This window comes from Enterovibrio norvegicus FF-33 (assembly GCF_000286835.2).
Taxonomy (GTDB): domain Bacteria; phylum Pseudomonadota; class Gammaproteobacteria; order Enterobacterales; family Vibrionaceae; genus Enterovibrio; species Enterovibrio norvegicus_A.
In genome coordinates this window covers 2,108,546-2,124,216 of record NZ_AJYD02000038.1, presented here as the reverse complement: position 1 = coordinate 2,124,216, position 15,671 = coordinate 2,108,546, and the positions used below count along the sequence as shown (strand labels likewise).

Here is a 15,671-nt window from a genome sequence, read left to right as displayed (position 1 = left end):
AAAGTGATCACCGCACAACTAACTTGGGTGGGAAGAGCAAAGACGTATACGTTTCGCTTTTCTCACCTTTGTTTTTGACGAGCACCAACATTTCTTCAAATCCTCGATAAGCCATCTCACGAATGGGCTGAGCGACACTGCTAAACGCCATCAGCCTCGCGGTCATGCTGTCATCAAACCCAACGACATCCACCTCTTCGATTCCGTGTTTTTGCAAAGTAATAAGCAATTTTTCTGCAGTAACATCATTCATGCAGAAAAAGGCAGTGGGTGGTTTTTTCTCTTGGTAGCAACGCACGACAAAGGCATTTAAGTCACCATCCGCTTTTATATCGAAGCAGCATTCGTCTGGCAGTATGAAATGACGTTCCGTTAAGTAATCGGAAAAGCCATTCAACTTGGCTTCAAGGCCGGCTCGCACGCCCACGTAGCCGAATCGTCGATGCCCTTTTTTAATCAGATGCTCTGCGGCAAGTCGTCCGCCCTTTTCATGATCGACCGCGAAGCTGGTAATAAGTGAAGAGGTACGAGTCAGCATCACAACCGGGTATGGCAATGCCTGTAGATGTTCGAGGAACCCTGTCTCGCAAGTTAACGGAAGCAAGAACACCCCATCAACGTTGTGTCGTGCGCACTCTTCAAGGTAAATGCGTTCTTGGTGGCGATCGTGTCGACTGTTAAAAAACAAAATGCTGCGTCCGTGTAGATAAGCCTCCTTTTCTAGAACATCAAGAAACTGGCTGAAAAATGGGTTCGTAATATCCGGCACTATTACGCCAAATAAATTGGTGGGTTTGGGGCGCTTGCGTTGATGAGGTTGATAGCTAAATGCTGTCATGACAGCTTCCACTTTTTCCCGGCGCTCGGGTGAGACAGTGTCTGGGTTGTTCATCACGCGGGAAACTGTTGCGGTGGAAACACCCGCTAGTTTGGCGATTTCTCTCACTGTACTCATTCTTGTTATCCGCTCTAAAATATTGAACTGTTCTGATGAAAAAACGCCGCCATTGTAGAACATAATGTAACAAAAATTATTTGTTACATCACAGTTCCAATTCTCTCTTAGCGAAACCAAATCAAAGAACCCTCTGAATGCTGCGGTTACTGATGCTGTTAGTAAGAACCTGCCGTAAGCTTGCGATCTGCTCCGCTAAGGAGACAACATTTTTGGAGACCTTGTTTTGAGATTACTGTCCGACCCGAAGTATGTTGCGCTGACTGAAGCGACATGGTCGATATTCGATGATTACCAGCATCAAGTGGCATCAAGCCACTGGCGTCCCAGCTACCATATTTCTCCGGTGGCTGGGCTGTTGAACGACCCGAATGGATTTTGTTTTTTCAACAATGAGTACCACCTGTTTTACCAATGGTATCCGTTTGGTATTGCTCACGGAATGAAGCATTGGGCACATGTGAAATCTGACGATTTAGTGAACTGGTCTTCACCCACACTCGCAATGACCCCAGATACTGATTACGACGCACGCGGTGTCTACTCTGGCGCGGCGTATTGTTTGAAACAAAAAAATGGTGATCAGGAATGCTTGCTCTATTTCACGGGCAACCTGAAATACGAAAACGATATTCGTGACGCGACACAGTGTGTGGCAACCTTGTCCAAAGATGGCGTGGTGACTAAAAGCGTTCAGAACCCGCTGATCCCAACGGTGCCTGCGGGTTACAGCGGCCATGTTCGCGACCCGAAAGTCTTCGCAGTTGGCAATGAATATCGCATGTTGCTTGGCGCACAGACCGAGCAAGAAAAAGGCTGTGTGTTGGTGTATCGCAGTGATGATGCGATGGCATGGGAGCTGATGGGAGAGTTGGACGTTCGTTTTACAAACGACGATGACACCATTGGCGGCTACATGTGGGAATGCCCAGATTTCTTCGAACTGGATGGCTGTGACGTGCTGGTGTTTTCACCACAAGGCATCACGCCAAAAGGGGATCACTTCCATAACGAATTCAACGTGGTGTATTGCTTGGGTCGAGCAGATTGGCGCACGCTAACTTTTGATGTGGAGGTGATGCAAGAGCTGGACCGCGGCTTTGATTTCTATGCGCCGCAAACCATGGACAACCATCCAACAGGGGAACGTATTCTGTCTGCATGGGCGGGATGTGGTGACCCCGATTACCCGAGTGATCGTGAGGGTTGGAGTAACTGCTTAACGTTCCCAAGAGCACTGACTATTCAGGATAATCAGCTTTGCCAGCGGCCCGTTGACGCCATTCAAGCACTTTACGCTGAACATCAGCAAGGTGAAGGCATGGGTTCAGGCATAAAGGTATTAGCAGCAGGTATCCCAAACCGTTATCGCTTCACATTAACGCTAGATGGCGTGAAGTGCCTTACCACACTGAGTTTGCTGGCGACTGAAAACGAATCCCTTGATTTGATCATTGATGCCGATGAAAAACGCATCACGCTTGATCGCAGCAATATGTCCTCACGATTTGCAAAACAGTGGGGCGAGCAGCGCCGCGCGTCGTATCCGGTGGGTGAGACGTTGGAAATTGACGTGCTAATCGATGGCAGTATTGCTGAGATTTTCATTGATGGTGGACGTCTTGCGTTTACTGCTCGTGTTTTTCCGCACTCGCCTCATAGCAAGATTGAACTGAATTCGACGTCAGAGATTCACTACCACTTCGATGCGTACGAGATTTCTCCTTCAGTGAACACTTCCCCGATCACGTCAGAAGCACTTGTTCCTCAGGAACTACATACAGAATTAACCAAGGAATCATAGGAATAATCATGGACTATACCTCCGTAGCCAAGAAGATCATTGCTTCTGTCGGCGGCAAAGAAAACATCCGAAATGCTGAGCATTGCGCCACGCGTTTACGCATTGTGTTGGTTGACGCTGAGAAGGTGGATGTGGATGCTGCCAAAGACATCACAGAAATTAGCGGCTATTTTGCGCAGTCAGGCCAACACCAATTTATTATTGGTACAGGCAAGGTGAGCCACGTTTATGCAGAAGTTAGCAAGCTTCTGGGTAAAAGCGCCGACGCGGGCGAATCATCTGGCGACTTCAAACAAGATGCGTACGCAAACATGACGGTGACGCAGAAAGTGGTGCGTACCTTTGCCGACATTCTCATCCCGTTAATCCCTGTGCTTGTTACCACAGGCTTATTGATGGGGCTTCGTGGACTATTGCTTCAGCTCGACGTGCCGTTTACGAGTAACGGTTTAGCGTTGTTCAGCATGCTCACTGATACGGCGTTTGCATTCTTGCCCGTGCTGATTGCTTATTCTGCGGTCAAACGATTTGGTGGCAATCCGGTACTCGGTATTGTGGTCGGCTTGATGATGGTCGCACCTCAATTACCCAACGCTTGGGCGGTGGCGGGTGGTAGTGCCGATCCGATGTCTGTCAGCGTATTTGGCTTCACGATTCCACTGGTGGGGTATCAGGGTACGGTATTGCCGGCGATTTTTGCAGGTTGGTTTGTCGCGTGGCTAGAACAGCGTTTACGCCGCGTCGTACCTGCTGTCATGGATCTGGTTATCACGCCGTTTCTGACCATTTTGATCGCTATCAGTGTCATTTTATTTATCGTTGGGCCCATGCTTCAGGTCGTGGAGCATCAGTCCACGCAGTTGGTCGTGCTTGGTCTAGATTTGCCATTTGGTATTGGCTACATGCTGGTGGGCGCATTGCAACAAGTCATCACTATCTCTGGCTTACATCATGCATTGGGTGTGGTTGAAATCGGTTTGCTGAATGAAACCGGTTCAAACCCGCTTAACCCATTGATCACCGCCTCAATGGCCGGTCAGTTTGGTGCCGCCATTGCGATTGCGACGCTGCTTAAAAACAAAGTGAAAAAAGCGAATGCCTACAGTGCGTCGGTTTCAACCTTGTTTGGTATTACTGAACCGTTGCTCTTCGGTGTGAATCTGCAATACGGCAAAGCCTTTCTTATGGGGATGATCGGCGGTTCTGTTGGCGGCATGGTGGCGTATGTTTTCAACGTGAGTGCGTCGGGTATGGGGATTACTTTCATTCCAGGTATGTTGCTTTACACCAGTTCACTCATGGATCTTATGATGTATCTAGCGGTAATTGCTTCGGCGTTCTGTACGTCGTTTGTTCTTACACGCATCAACAATCCTGTGCAGACTACACAAGGTTAAGTCCTCGGTTTATTGCCAGAAAAACTCTTGTTTTTAATAAAACCGCTTTTTTACGAAAAGGCAGAGTAGCACTTCAATAGACCGCTTGATTGCGGTCTATGATTTTAAAACATGTTTTTATAGGAATGCATTGAATGAGCAAAGTGTGGTTGACCGGTGATGCGGTGGTGGATTTGATTCCTGATACAGAGATGACATACCTAAAATGTCCCGGTGGTGCGCCAGCGAATGTGGCTGTAGCGGTATCACGCCTTGGTGGTGATGTTGGCTTCTTTGGACGTGTTGGCGATGACCCGTTTGGTCGTTTTCTTGCTGCCACGCTAAAACATGAAAACGTGAATATCGATCATCTTGTGCTCGATCAGGACAAGCGCACTTCGACTGTGGTGGTGGACCTGGATGCCAATGGCGAGCGCAGTTTTACCTTTATGGTTAAACCCAGCGCTGACCAATTTATGATGCCGGAAGATATCCCGACGTTTTCTGCTGGAGAATGGCTGCATACTTGCTCTATTTCATTGGCGAATGAACCAAGTCGAAGTAGCACGTTTATGGCGATGGAGGCGATTAAAGCGGCCGGAGGCTTTGTTAGCTTTGACCCCAACCTTCGTGACGAAGTGTGGCAAGACCAGAGCGATATTATCCCGACAGTGATGCGTGCAGTTGCCATGGCTGATGTGGTGAAGTTTTCGGATGACGAGCTGCTATTTTTGACCCAAAAGCCAGATTTGCAATCCGCGTTGGAAGAGATGGCTACATTAGGCACTCCGTTAATTTTGGTGACGCAGGGCGCGAAAGGGGCATTGTTGGTGCAAGGTAACCAACAAACACTGATCACAGGTAAAGCGGTGAAACCTGTCGATACCACAGGTGCCGGGGATGCCTTTGTGGGGGGATTGCTTGCTTACTTATCGAAAGAACACAGACCAGAAACCTCGTTTTTGGCTAGCCTTGAAGCGGCGAAAAAAGCGGTGAGTTGGGCCAATGCTTGTGGCGCGTTGGCGACAACACAAAAAGGGGCGATGACAGCATTACCAGATTTAGCCAGTTTAGAAGCCTTCATTAATAACGGCTAAATCACCATATTGCTTTGCGAGTTCAACGTTGATGACTCATCGCTCAGCGTTGAGAAAAGTGTTTAAAGATAAGCGCAGGAGATCAACGAGCTTCCTGCGCTTTTTTGACGTTTGTGCATGTGTTAATGGTGAGCTGTTGATGTTCTTTGTTTAGCAGCATCACTGAGTGTCTGGACGAGATCTGCCCGATTGACGGGCTTGGTTAAGTACGAATCCATCCCCGCATTGAGCGCACGGGTGGCATCTTCGGTGCTGGCATGTGCTGACAGGCCAATAACGAACACGGGTGGCACATTGTGTTCCTGTTCGAACATACGAATCTGGTGGGTGATTTCATAGCCGTCAATGTGAGGCATGGAAACGTCGGTGATCAAGATATCAAAAAGGTTTTGTTTGTAGTGTGCAATGGCGTCTCTGCCATCGGCAAAAAATTCAATATTGTCTGCAATATCCGCAAGGTAAAGACGCAGCACATCTCGGTTGTACTCAATATCATCCACCACAACAATCGATAATGTCTGCAGCGACGCCGGCAGCGTTGGTAGTGTAACGCTGTGTGATGCGTTTGATGGCTCAGGCAGCACCTCTTTCATGGCGTGTTGTAGTTCAGACAATAGCTGCAACATACGTATTGGCTTAGCGATGAAATGCGTATCGGAATGATTCGCCGATATCTCAAGTTGTTTGACTTCGGGTACGACGCCAATGGCAGGGCAGACCTGAGTCGTTTGCCATTCACTGTTCATGGACATCAAGACCACCGCGGCGTCATAGTGCTTTTTCGACTGGGCAATGTGCTCGACGGCGGTGAGATACGTGGTCTCTGCCTGCCAAAATGCAAAGTACCTGTTCAAAATAGATCGGTGGAGTGGGTCGGCATTAACGATGGCAATCTGCTTACCTGATAGCACACCGCTGTCAGAGCTAGCTTTGTTAACAGAAGGCAGGGCGATAGTGAACGAAAACTGACTGCCTTTGCCTTCTTGTGACGTAATTTGCAAACTGCTATCAAACAGATCGAGGAGGCTTTGGGTGATAGAAAGTCCGAGACCTGTCCCCTCATAACGTCGTGTGGTGGAGCCATCGACTTGTTCAAATGCTTTAGTCACGTCGCTCAGTTTGTCTTGAGGGATGCCAATGCCAGTATCTTCAATGCTGAAAACATAATTGATATAACCATTTCGCTTTGAGGGTTCGCCACGGATGATGACTTTGATGTAACCGTTATCGGTAAACTTGATCGCGTTTCCGAGCAGATTGTTGACAATTTGACGTAGTCGGAGTTCGTCTCCTATCGCGTCAGTGTTGAGTTCAGGGGGGATATCAATCACCAATAACAGTTCTTTCTTCGTTGCGGTAACAGAGCATAGAGTGGCACAACTTTCTACCAAATCTCGAAGAGAAAAGGGGATGTTGTTTAGAGAGAGCTTATTCGCTTCTAACTTTGAAAAATCCAAAATGTCATTGATAAGTTGAAGTAAGTCATTTGCCGAGCCGTTGATGATATTGGTAAAGCTGCGTTGCTCGCGCGACAACGATGACTCTTTTAGCATTTCAGACATGCCGATAATGCCGTTCATAGGCGTGCGAATTTCATGGCTCATGTTGGCGAGAAACTCGGATTTTGACTTGTTGGCTTGTTCCGCAGAGGTGACCGCTTGTTTGAGCTTTTGCTCAAAGTGATAACGCTCGCTAATATCACGAACAATAAATGCGTAACGGTCGATTTTTCCAACGCTGTCGAGAATCGGAAAGGCACTTATTTCTGTCCATATCTTTTTGTGAGTCTTGGTAAGGCATTCCACTGTGACGATTGTTGTTGCGCCAATCTCCATGGTGTCAGCGATGTCATAAGCCGCATCAGCCTCGGGACTCTCACCAAACAGCAGTGTTTGCACGTGTTTATTAACGATTTCTTCTTCTTGATAGCCAATTAATTCGTTCAATGCATTGTTGGTTCGCGAAATATATCCTTGTAAATCCGTGATCAAATAGGCTTCGTGCGATTGTTCAACAATGTCTGCGAGTAACTTGTTTTGCACAGCCAATTGTTTATATCGGTTCTTTTCAACAGAGAGTTCTTCATAGGTATGCGCCAAAGTGACAGACATTTTATTAAACGCTCTGGCAACTTGTGCCACTTCGTCATTGCCTTTTACAGGGACTGAAATACCGGGACCTTTTTGTTGGATCTCTAACGCGCCATGTTGGAGTTGCAAGAGTTGTTTGGTAAGCAGTGAGCCAAGTCCAAATGAGAACAGTGCAACAAGGACCATTTCGAGCAATGCCAACGAAACAGCATATTTCTGTGCATCTTGGATCAGTTGACTAAACGCACTGACGTCCAGCCCCAACTCAATGTGCCCCACTTTCCATTCGTCAATCTTAATCTCAGCGCGAATATCATAGATGCCGTCTTTTGATTCAGAGGGAAGCTGGTTGTAGTTCGGAACATGAAGCTCATCTGACATGCTTGATGATTGTGCTAGTCGTTGGTTCTGATCGTTGAAGATGCGAATGTAAGCAATATCGTCGTTGCGCGTGGCCTCTTTGCTAAAAGCACGCAGGTTTGCAAGATCAGTTGAAATAATGGCATCGCGAACAGCAATGGCGAACGTGTCAGATAAGCGTTCACCGTTGGCGATAATTTGCTGCTCATTAGAATCTCGAAGCCAGCCAATTCCCGAGGCAATGAGAATGGCAAGCAGCACCACCTCGATCAGAGCGATGCCTAGTATGGTTTTTAGGCGAAAAGTCATTGATGTGGTGCCCTATTAACATTAGCCAGGGTTAATGACCGAAATGTTTAGCGCTCGAACATCATCCCAATCTGCGTCGCTCGCGGATTGAAATCCTCTTATATTGAGGGCTTTAAGCGCTTCCAAGCCTTCTGGCGTTTCTGCGAGGGTAACAAATGCGGCTTGTAAGCGTTGTTGGGTTTCATCTGGAAGTGAAGGATGGGTAGCAATCGCGTGCGGTGTGAATCCCTCTGTGGTGAAAAGTACGTTGAGGTTTTTCTTTGTATTGTCAGGTGTCGCGCCCAATGTGCGAACAATGCCGCCGCCCGCATCAAACAGACCATCCGCAACGGCCAAATAGGCAGAATCGTGAGAGCCGACATAATGGGGTTTAAATGTGACCCCTTCGTTTTTTAAGGCTGCTTGTGTCAGTAAGGTGGCTGCAAACGCGGCAGGGGCGGGAAAGGCAACGTTTTTTCCATCCAAGTCTTTTAACGAAGTGACCTTTGCATCTTTGCCAACCACTAATATGCCTTTGATACGTTTGCCCTTTGCATGGGCAATCGCCTGATAGCCAGGGGATTGGTTGAACACCGTAAAATGGTAAGGATTCATATAGGCGATATGGTAATCCCCGGCGGCGAGTCTTTTTTCAAACTCAGGAATATTGGGGGCGGTTGCGAAGCGAATTTTCAAGCCAGATAGCTCACTGACTTGCCGCATTACAGGACTCCAGTCGCGAATAAGCTTGGCGGAAGATTGTTGCGGCACAATACCAAACACCAGCGGGTTTGACGCGTTCCCTTGCTCAGCCGAATGTGCTGATGTTGTCATTGCAATCCAGACGATCACCGCTGACAGCAAGACAATATGCCATCGCGTTGTTGAAATATGCTGATGTTTACTGATTGATCTCATTGCAAATATCATCCCAAAATAGATGTATCTTAAATGTAGTACAGTGTCTCTTTTTTGCGCCTTTTGGTGTGTGAATTATAGGGCTAATGGCTCAGTGTGTGATTTGACCAGTATTGTGACTTTTTTTGCCGCCCACATCGCATGAGTTATCCTTTTTTTCATGCGTGATGATTAGGCGCTGCAAAACGTAAAGTTCTGCGGTAACCTTTGGGGCTAGCAGGAAAATTGGTCGTACTGAGCTTGCTAAACGAAGGTAGGCTTGGTTGAAAAAGGAAATTTCATGTCATCAGAAAAACTGAACACAAAGTTAGTGTCGGCAGGTCGAAAAAAAGAATATTGCCATGGCAGCGTTAACAGCGTGATTCAACGCGCATCGTCAATTGTTTTTGATTCCGTCGAGCAGAAGAAATTGGCGACTAAGCAACGGGGTGAACGAGGGTTATTTTATGGTCGTCGCGGCACGCTGACTCACTTTGCCTTCCAAGATGCTATGACAGAGCTAGAAGGCGGTGCGGGCTGTGTATTGTACCCTTGTGGTGCCGCGGCCATTGCTAACAGCATGCTGTCGTTTGTGAAATCTGGCGATCACGTATTGATGACAGGTGGCGCTTATGAGCCAACTCAGGGTTTTTGCAACACGATACTAGCCGACATGGGTATATCGACCACTTATTATGATCCAATGCGTGGCGCGGATGTGGCAACGCTGATGACGCCAAACACCTCGGTGGTGTTTTTAGAAGTGCCGAATTCCATTACCATGGAAGTGCCAAATATCCCTGCGATCGTCAATGCTGTTCGGGCGGTTAACGCAGACGTTGTGATCATGATTGATAACACCTGGGCTGCTGGTGTGTTGTTCAATGCGTTTGAGCATGACATTGATATTTCGATTCAAGCGGGCACCAAATATATCGTCGGTCATTCTGATGCCATGATTGGAACCGCGGTGGCCAATTCACGTTGTTGGGAGCGTCTTCGTGAACGTTCCTACTTGATGGGACAAATGGTTGATGCCGATACAGCTTACATGGCATCTCGTGGCCTTCGCACCTTAGGTATTCGTCTTAAACAACATCACGAAAGCAGCACAGCCGTTGCAGCGTGGTTGAGTGAACGCCCTGAAGTGGCGCGAGTCAATCATCCTGCATTGCCTGAAGCAATCGGGCATGAAAACTATCTGCGCGATTTTTCTGGAAGCTGTGGTTTGTTCTCGTTCGTGTTGAACAAGAAGCTGACTGATGAACAAATCGCTGAGTATTTGGATAACTTCACGCATTTCAGCATGGCGTATTCATGGGGCGGGTATGAGTCTTTGATTCTGGCAAACCAACCCGAAGAGCTCAATGCCATTCGCCCAGCTGGGCCTGTTGATTTTGAAGGTACGTTAGTACGCGTGCATATTGGTCTGGAAGACATTGACGATTTGATTGCCGATCTGCAAGCAGGTTTTGAACGCATTGCCTGATTGAGGCATGCGGTAAACGAACGAAGCGTAACGCATTCCGAGAAAACACAAAAACGGCGCAATGCGCCGTTTTTTTATGGGATAGGTTGTAGGGTTTTTACTGATTCGTAGTGTTCGACCGTCGGAAACGGGTCATAGAAATGATGAAGCAAGGCTTTCCATTCCAAATAGCCTTCTGATTGCCTAAAGCCCTCAGTATGGTCTTCCAGTGTTTCCCAATTCACCAACAGCACATAGCGATTCATCTGTTCCATACAGCGTCGTACATCATGGCTGATATAACCGCGTTGTGACGCGATAATGGCTTGTGCCTTGGCAAAAGCTGCTTCAAAGTCGGCTTCTTGTCCGGGTATGACATTGAGTATGGCGACTTCTAGAATCATCTTCTCTCCTTGAAAATTATCTACTTTGCATAACCTAGCCTCTGATCGTCAGAGGCTAGGCTCGCTGGTTCAATTCGTTTGGTTATCTTTTTTCATTAGCATTTTCAATGTTGCAGCCAAATCCTCAGCGCTATCATGAGCACTGGTATTGACGATGTATTTGCCGTTAACAAGGAAAGTGGGTACTGACACAATGCCAGCTTCTGTTGTGATTTCATCAGCACGTTCTAGCGCGCTAAAAAGCTCGGCTTGTTGTGTTTCATTCAGATCATATGGGCTAGTCAGACCAAACTCTTTAAACACCTTGCCCAACTGCGCTTTGTTTTCTTCAGCGTCATCTGTTTGCCCTTCTTGGACATACTTAAACAATGCTTCAACCAGCTCTTCAGATGGTTTGCCTTCCGTTTGAGTGACGGCGGCGTAATAGATAAGAGCCGAGAAAGTGGCACTTTCATTGAAGGTAACATGCGCTTTACCAATATTCACATCGGCAGCCGCTTCAATGGCGGGGATAGCACTTTCCATAGAGCGGCAATGACCGCATGAGAGGCTAAATACTTCAGTCACAACCGGTAAGTTTGCCACTTGAACAGGCACATCTAACGTGGAGTATTTTTCAGAAGTAGACGGCGAGTCATCGCTGCAAGCAGTCAAGGCAATAGCGGCAAAAAGAGGCAAAAGAAATCGTGTTAGTTTCATGTTTGTTCATCACTTTTTGTCAGCGAGCTTCGGCTCAGCTGGAAAATTAAGGAGTGAGATTATAGCGCAATTTTTGCGAGCGGTAGGTTAGGATAATGTAATAAAAAATGCCAGTCAGCGAACTGACTGGCAAAGGCTTAGCGCAAGACTCTTGGGCTTATTGTTATTTTAGGCTAATCAATGATCATCTTGCTTTGCATGATCATCGCATCAATGACCGAGGTGCTGACTTGCTCTGATGTCATGCCGGATATGTCGACGCTATAGGCGGATGCCATGTCTTCCACACTCATGTTATCGAATACAACTTGTTGGTCGACGTTGCCGTCTCCTTGGCTAGCGATGTTCAACATTGCGTTACCCTCGCCATCATCAATTAATGACAAAAAGCTTTCGAGGGTATCAGATGGTTCAGTTTGCATTAAGTCAGACAGGTTAATGGCATCTTGTGAGGTGTCGAAGTCAGCAATATGATCGACAGTTGGGGTGCTGGATGTGCTTTGGTCACCATTGAGAAATGCAAACGTATCAGACCCTGCGCCACCCGCCATCAAATCATTGCCTTGCCCGCCAAGAATGAGATCATCGCCTAATCCTCCATCAATGAAGTCATTGCCGCTGCCGCCTAAAATAACATCGTGCCCAGCATTACCGAGCAGAACATCAGCACTGTCGCTTCCTGCGATGCGGTCATTGCTGTCACTGCCCGAGAAGGTGACATCATCGAGTGAAATGACATCCGACAGCGATTGGCTAAGCCCACTCAGGGAGGCGTTAGCAATCGCGTTCTCTGAACCTCCAATCGTCACATTGACTTCTGTTTGTGCTCCGTTGGTTGCAGTAAGTGTAATGACTTCGGTGATAGCATCGTTGTCGCCCAATGCCGGTGTTGAGCGTGGGTCGAGAGTGTAGGTCCAATTTCCATCAACCAATTCCAGTGAGCCGTATTGTCCAGTGACGGTCGTATCGGCAAATACAGCTTGGCTATCATTGGCGTCGACATCTAGCACTGATAATGTGCCATGGGCCTCTAGCGAAGCAACGTCACCATCGACAAAGTCGGAATATGACATTGAGCTTGGTTGGTTGGGTGTATCACGAATGTACTCCATTGAAATACCCGGTGTGATAGTGGGACCATCAATCTGGATAATCACTTTTCCTTGTTCGTTGGCATCGTATTCGTAGCCGCCGTCCCGATCTAAGTCCACATCGAGAACGGCGAAAGAATAAATGTTGCCGCTGCTGTCTTGGTAATCAAGCTGATAATCATAGGTGGCGGTGTATAGCACGCCGTTGATTTCCACTTTTTGTGATGAGTCTTGAACGTACTCGTTTGAATAGGCATCACCATCCATTCGGCTGTCGGTATCATAAATTCGGATGGTCGAGCCTGAGTCATTAAACGTTAGTGTCGGTTCATTGCCGTAGTACTGCATGTCGCCACCGGAGAACGAATAGCCATCGCCGAGCACAAAGCCATTGTTGATGTCTATGTAATCCTGCGTTGCTGAGTCAGGTGCGATAATGGTGGCGGAATTTGTTCCCACCACAAACGGCGCATCATCAGTGCCTGTCACCGAAATAACCACATTTTGCGTTGTGCCATCGGTCGCGGTAAGGGTAATCGTGTCCTGTACAAAGTCGGTTTCAGACAGTACTTGAGATTTGACTGGATCCAGCGTGTAAGTCCATTCGCCATCTGCCAGCGTTAACGAACCGTATTGACCGTCAATCGTCGTGTTCTCAAAGTCTGGTGAGTCGTCCGCATCAGCGTCAGAAATTGAAATTGTCCCACTAACCGTAATCACATCATCGGCATCGCCTTCGGTCACGGCGCCTGAGAATACGCCGGTCACAATCGGCGCATCGTCAGTACCTTGAATAGCAATCACGATTTCATGTTTGCCACCTTCGGAATCTGTGATGACGATGGTTTCCAATGTTTCTTCGTCTATCGCTGACGCTTTGTCTGGGTCAAAGGTATACGTCCAGTTGCCATTGGTCATGGTTAACGAACCAAACTCGCCTTGAACGGTGGTGTTTGGCAACGTTGGCGTGTCGCCGGAATCCACGTCCGAGACAGACACTGAACCACTGGCGGTGATAGGACTTTCTTGCTGCTGTGTAGCGGAGACATAAAAGGTGACATCGTTATGATCTCTGTCCCCACCCCCAGCAATGTCTTCCCACGCTGAATAAGTGCCTGAATTGTATTCGTTGTCGTAACCGCTATTTTTCGAGGAGTCAGAGACAAAAGTGGTACTTGATGCGCCGCCTTGATAGGCCGTTACACTGCTACCACCAAAACTAAGGCTGACGCTGCCGACATTGAAGCCTTTGCTGTCGCCATCTGGGATCATAAACAGCCCGACTTTCTCGCCGCCAGACGTGTTGATGTTGACGCTGGTGCCGTTGGTGGAATGCGCATTATCAAAGATGATGGCTGCGCGAACGACATTACCGCCTGCATCCAGCACGTAGTAACCCACACTGTTGCTATAAGCAGCGTCGGAATTCACATTATTTAAATTGAGGTATAAGTTATCGCCATTACTGGCATCCCACGTACCGTCACTTCCTCGACCAACCGTGACGTTCTGAGAAGAAGCGCTCGTATCGGTGATGGAGGCTGTTGATGTACCGGAAAGCACTGCAGCATCGTTAGACCCAGTGATATTGATGTTAATGTCTTGTGTGGTACCGTCAGACGTGGTGACGGTGAAGGTGTCATTGGCGCTCTGGTCTTCGTTAAGCGTGTCTGCCTTTTCATTATTGAGTGTGTATGTCCATTCGCCATTCACTATTGACAGCGTGCCAAACTGTCCAGTTTGTGTGCCGTCTGGAATAGTGGCAGCGTCGTTATCAATGTCAGACACTGTCAACGTGCCGGAGGTAGTAATAACATCACCGACATTACCTTCGATGACTTCTCCAGTCGTATTGCCTATGATGCTCGATACATCGTTATCGCCTAAAACGGTAATGATGATGTCTTGAGTTGTGCCATCACTGGCCGTGAGTGTGATAACGTCTTGCGCGGTTTCTCCTTCGGAAAGTTCAGCAGATTTTTGAGGATCGAGTGTGTAGGTCCACTGTCCGTCCACCAAGACCAATGTGCCATAGGTGCCTGTGATGGATGTGTTTTCAAATTCTGGCGAGTCACCCTCATCAACGTCAGAGATAGTGATGCTGCCGGATGTTGTCAGCAAGGCGTTGTCAAAGGTCACTGGATTTAGTGACACGTTGTCAATGAGGGCGCCAATACTGTCCGATTCACCTTGGCCTGAAATGCTGAGCGTGACCGAATCTGTGCCACTGGGCAGTGAGAAATCCGCCTGGACATTCTCGTAATGATCATTGGCCTGTTGATTGTCAAAGAACTGAGTAAACAGCACCTTGCCATCTTGATCGAACACCGTCACTTCAAACTGACTGGTGTTAGAAAGGCGACTGGCATAGTCAAAACTAAGAGACAGTGTCGAGTCGCCATTTTGAGCCAGTGCCGAGACATTCACGTCTTGTTGCACTGTGGTGTTGTGATAGGCATCTAACTCCATCACGGAGTTATTATTCGCGTTAGTCGGTGCGCCATCCATCGTTCCCTGCTGCACTTCTATGACGGCGCCATCTGGCGTATACCAGCCAGGGATTTGTTCAGATGTCAGGGTTGTCCATTCTACAGATTCGTTATTGCCGAAACTTTCAAAGTTGCCGTTTACTAGCAGGTTTTCTCCCACTTCTCGGGTGTTGGTCAATGACTCTGCGTCAATCGTGCCCACTACAGTGCCAGATATTTCTGCCGCATCATCAGTTCCTGTTAATGAAATTACAATGTCTTGTGTTGAGCCATCGCTGGCGGTTACCGTGATGGTGTCAGTGGCTGAATCACCGTCTCCGAGGGATTGCACCGCATCAGTATCAACGGTGTAAGTCCATGCGCCATCGACTAAGGTGAGCGAGCCATATTCACCCGCCAACGTGCCATTTGGAATGGTTGGGGTGTCACCCGTATCAGCATCGGTGATCGTGATGGTACCTGACGCGGTTTGTGCCCCGACATCTTCGGTGATGCTTGCGGTGCTATCACCGGTGATAACCGCCGCGTCATCTGCGCCAGTCACATCGACGGTAATTTGCTGCACCGTGCCGTCCGAGGCGGTCAGGGTGAACACTTCTTGCTCGGTTTGGTTATCGTTAAGTGCGTTGGCTTTAGCTGGATCGATGGTGTAG

General features: G+C 48.0%; 10 protein-coding genes. 4 read left to right on the top strand and 6 right to left on the bottom strand.

All coding sequences use genetic code 11. The features are described from left to right. Positions 1-7: 7 nt before the first annotated feature. Positions 8-955: a LacI family DNA-binding transcriptional regulator gene (locus A1OO_RS17585; protein ID WP_241819164.1), complete on the bottom strand. Its 948-nt coding sequence runs from the start codon at positions 953-955 to the stop codon at positions 8-10. Between the two features lie 226 nt (positions 956-1,181). Here A1OO_RS17585 and A1OO_RS17580 point away from each other — a divergent pair, with 226 nt between their 5' ends. The 3 genes from A1OO_RS17580 (at position 1,182) to A1OO_RS17570 (ending at position 5,232) form a co-directional block, all read left to right on the top strand. Then, a complete protein-coding gene (locus A1OO_RS17580) occupies positions 1,182-2,759 on the top strand; it encodes a glycoside hydrolase family 32 protein (protein WP_016959791.1) in 1,578 nt (525 codons plus the stop codon). 8 nt (positions 2,760-2,767) lie between these two features. Then, positions 2,768-4,156: a PTS transporter subunit EIIC gene (locus tag A1OO_RS17575; protein WP_016959790.1), complete on the top strand. Its 1,389-nt coding sequence runs from the start codon at positions 2,768-2,770 to the stop codon at positions 4,154-4,156. A 134-nt stretch (positions 4,157-4,290) separates the two neighbouring features. Beyond that, positions 4,291-5,232 carry an aminoimidazole riboside kinase gene (locus tag A1OO_RS17570; protein ID WP_016959789.1) on the top strand — a complete coding sequence of 314 codons (942 nt, stop codon included), beginning with the start codon at positions 4,291-4,293 and terminating at the stop codon, positions 5,230-5,232. Positions 5,233-5,354: 122 nt separating this feature from the next. Here A1OO_RS17570 and A1OO_RS17565 read toward each other — a convergent pair whose 3' ends face one another. After that, positions 5,355-7,991, bottom strand: a complete 2,637-nt coding sequence (locus A1OO_RS17565) for a hybrid sensor histidine kinase/response regulator (RefSeq protein WP_016959788.1) — start codon at positions 7,989-7,991, stop codon at positions 5,355-5,357. A 21-nt stretch (positions 7,992-8,012) separates the two neighbouring features. Continuing rightward, positions 8,013-8,888, bottom strand: coding sequence for a phosphate/phosphite/phosphonate ABC transporter substrate-binding protein (locus A1OO_RS17560; protein WP_017003866.1), 876 nt, complete (start codon positions 8,886-8,888; stop codon positions 8,013-8,015). Between the two features lie 280 nt (positions 8,889-9,168). Between A1OO_RS17560 and metC the strand changes: the two genes are divergently transcribed. Further along, positions 9,169-10,356: a cystathionine beta-lyase gene (gene metC / locus A1OO_RS17555; protein ID WP_016959786.1), complete on the top strand. Its 1,188-nt coding sequence runs from the start codon at positions 9,169-9,171 to the stop codon at positions 10,354-10,356. Positions 10,357-10,430: 74 nt separating this feature from the next. Here metC and A1OO_RS17550 read toward each other — a convergent pair whose 3' ends face one another. From A1OO_RS17550 to A1OO_RS17540, 3 genes are all read right to left on the bottom strand, one after another. Continuing rightward, entirely contained in the window at positions 10,431-10,739 is a 309-nt protein-coding gene (locus A1OO_RS17550) for an antibiotic biosynthesis monooxygenase family protein (protein WP_017003865.1), read from the bottom strand. Positions 10,740-10,808: 69 nt separating this feature from the next. After that, positions 10,809-11,438: a thiol:disulfide interchange protein DsbA/DsbL gene (locus A1OO_RS17545; RefSeq protein ID WP_017003864.1), complete on the bottom strand. Its 630-nt coding sequence runs from the start codon at positions 11,436-11,438 to the stop codon at positions 10,809-10,811. Positions 11,439-11,611: 173 nt separating this feature from the next. After that, a partial coding sequence (locus tag A1OO_RS17540) for a VCBS domain-containing protein (protein WP_017003863.1) occupies positions 11,612-15,671 on the bottom strand: 4,060 nt, incomplete at its 5' end.